This window comes from Ruminococcus sp. (assembly GCF_017650195.1).
Classification (GTDB): Bacteria; Bacillota; Clostridia; order Oscillospirales; family Ruminococcaceae; genus Ruminococcus.
Genome location: NZ_JAGCFH010000318.1, coordinates 1 through 3,035, shown reverse-complemented (window position 1 = coordinate 3,035; position 3,035 = coordinate 1). Strand labels below are relative to the sequence as shown.

At 45.5% G+C, this 3,035-nt stretch carries 1 protein-coding gene and 2 tRNA genes; 2 read left to right on the top strand and 1 reads right to left on the bottom strand.

All coding sequences use genetic code 11. The features are described 5' to 3' along the window. Positions 1-335 precede the first annotated feature (335 nt). Both J6U00_RS14170 and J6U00_RS14165 read left to right on the top strand, forming a co-directional pair. Positions 336-412: transfer RNA gene (locus J6U00_RS14170), tRNA-Met, on the top strand. 6 nt (positions 413-418) lie between these two features. Continuing rightward, positions 419-493, top strand: a tRNA-Glu gene (locus J6U00_RS14165). A 252-nt stretch (positions 494-745) separates the two neighbouring features. Here the strand turns inward: J6U00_RS14165 and J6U00_RS14160 are convergent. Beyond that, the gene (locus J6U00_RS14160) at positions 746-2,785 is read right to left on the bottom strand and encodes a beta-galactosidase (protein WP_296582897.1); all 2,040 of its coding nucleotides are present in this window, start codon (positions 2,783-2,785) and stop codon (positions 746-748) included. Between the last annotated feature and the right edge of the window lie 250 nt (positions 2,786-3,035).

Genomic DNA, 3,035 nt, shown 5'->3' with positions numbered 1-3,035 from the left:
TCTGTGCCGTGGCGTTGTCGTCAAGGAGCTTTATCCTGTGTATGAACCAGCCGAATACCATCATCAGAAATACGGGAACGGTGGCATTCAGACTGAATATAAGATTTTTAAGAAACAATCTATCACTACCTGTTTATATTTTGATTTCCATTACATTTTATCGTATTTTTATCCCGTTGTCAATCGCATAATTATAATTTCAACAACAAGAAGCTGCTTTGTATATAATAAATTGTGCGTGTCAACAAATTTTGCTGCTATTTTCTTTCCACGCTTGACTTTTCAGCTGTTTTGTACTATAATAATTTAGTCGCAGGTGATTATGCGGCTAACACGGCGGCATAGCTCAGTTGGCTAGAGTACTCGGTTCATACCCGATTGGTCGTTGGTTCAAATCCTACTGCCGCTACCAATAAATGGCCCGTTGGTCAAGAGGTTAAGACATCGCCCTTTCACGGCGGAATCATGGGTTCAATTCCCGTACGGGTCACCATTACGCAATCACACAGATGGCTTAGAATAGCCGTTTGTGGTTTTTTGAAAAATGAGTTTGTACGCTATTTGTACGCTAATCATATTTTTTCAGCGTACAAGCATCGCTTTTTCACAGTATCACTTATGCATATTAATGAATAATATTCATTTTGCTTGAAGGAAGAGACAAGGGGCTCATGAACTTAGCGTTACAGATAACAGCAAAACAGCCGCATCGCGGCTGTTTTATCATTTTCACACTTTTTCTTCATCATACTTCGCTGACTATCTTTGCTGACAGTCCAGGAAGTGTAATAACATCTCTCAATGTATCTCCTGTCAGCATATCAGTATATTCACCTCTGATCTTTATCTCAGCTGAAGAGTCGGCATAATTCTGAAGGAACACAAGCTTTTCTCCGTCACCATTACGGTATGAAGCACTCACATTATCAGGGATATCGGCATCTATCGCCTTTTCAAGTCCAAGCTCCGCGGATATTTCAGCGAACAGGTCACTGTACAGTCCGGTATCAGCAATGGAACAGATATGGTACGCTCTGCCTTTCCCGAAGCGATTCACCGTCATAGCCGGAGCTCCCTTATAGAAATCCGAATCGTATTCTGCCAGTACCTCACACCCCGTAGGATGTACCAGCTCACACAGTTCACGCAACCAATAGCTCTTGCCGTTCCACACCATACTGTTGTTTTCGCCGTCGTATAGGCTGTCGGTCTCCTCGACCCACATTCCCGTAACATCTGACAGCTTCTCCTCAGTCGCTTCACCAAGGAAGCATAGGTCGGTATCGTTTACAACTCCGCTAAATGCAGTAGTGACAAGTATTCCGCCGTCCGCAACAAAGCGTCGCAGCTTCTCCTGTATCCCGGCTCTGAACATATACAGCATAGGTGCAATAACGAGCCTGTACTTACTTAAGTCATAAGTCGAGTCAACTATATCGGTATTTATACCGTTTCTCCAGAAGTAGTCATAGCAGCTCTGGATGATACCGAAATAGTCAAGTCCGGCATTGCGCGGTCCCTGACACTTATCCATCGCCCACTTGTTCTCAGTATCAAAAATGATAGCTACATCTGAGTCTGTGGAGCTTCCGTATATCTTCTCAGAAAGAGCAGATAGTTTTTTTCCAAGCTCCGCGACCTCTCTGAAAACTCTCGTATTTTCCGTTCCGGTATGGGAAATTACAGCAGAGTGGAACTTCTCAGCACTTCCCCTGCTCTGTCTAAGCTGGAAATACAGCGCTGAATCAGCACCGTGAGCTATGGCATTCATTACAGCAAGCTCATGCATTCCGGGCTTTTTGAGCTTGCTGATGCTTCTCCAGTTCGTGGTGGAGGGTGTACACTCCATCAACAAGAATGAACGCTGCTTCACTGACCTCATCATATCGTGCGACAGGCTCTCATTGCGTGCGACCTCGAAATTCCTGTTCGGCAGATGCCACTCGGGATAACTGTCCCATGACACAACGTCAAGTTCCTTTCCGAGAGCATAATAATCGAGAAAATAATTATATATGCCCATCAGGTTCGCAGTAACCGGAACAGACGGCTCTACTGACCTCACAGCGCTTATTTCAGCCTTCATAAAATCTATGGTCTGATGTGTTACAAAGCGCTTCCAGTCAAGATCAAGACCGTGGATAGCAGATTCTCCCAGCCCTGTTGGACTGTGTATCTGTTCCCAGCTCGTGTAGGTATGAGACCAGAAATTCGACCACCATGCGTGATTCAGCACATCGAGCGAACCGTATTTGCTTTTCAGCCAGTCTCTGAATACCTGCTGACAAAGCTCGCAATGGCAGTCTCCGCCGTATTCATTGGAGATATGCCAGAGTATCACAGCCGGATGCGAAGCATATCTCTCAGCCAGCTTTGTGTTTATGATACGCACTCTCTCACGGTACGCCGGAGAGGTATAGCAGTGATTGTGACGGTTTCCGTAGAGCGCGCGCTGACCGCCCTCGTTCACCCTCAGGACCTCCGGATACTCGTCTGCGAGCCAATGAGGACGCGAACCGCTTGGAGTCGCCAGAATAACATGTATACCGTTTTCATAGAGCCTGTCAATGATCTTGTCAAGCCATTCAAATGAGAATTTGTCCTTCTCAGGCTCAAGGTGTGCCCATGCGAAGATACCGAGACTCACGCAGTTTATATTTGCAAGCTTCATAAGCCTGATGTCTTCACTCAGCACGTCCGGATAATTCAGCCATTGCTCCGGATTATAATCGCCTCCGTGAAGGATGTGTGGGAATTTAGGTGTTGCAGCTTTGTGATAGCTCATAATAACGTACTCCTGTTCGTTTTTTACTGGGGTATCTATGAGGTAATTGTATCATAAGCCACATATAATTACAATACAATTTTTTATCCTAAAGGTCTAAATTATACTCGCTCCCGAACCTTATCAGTTGCGCGCTGAAAGTGTAATGGCACTAATCCCAAAGTCGCAGTCTGAGAGTGAAAGCCTCTCGTCCTGACCTGTTAGACGAATCCGCCATATTATTGGTGGGTAAGGTAGGACTCGAACCTAC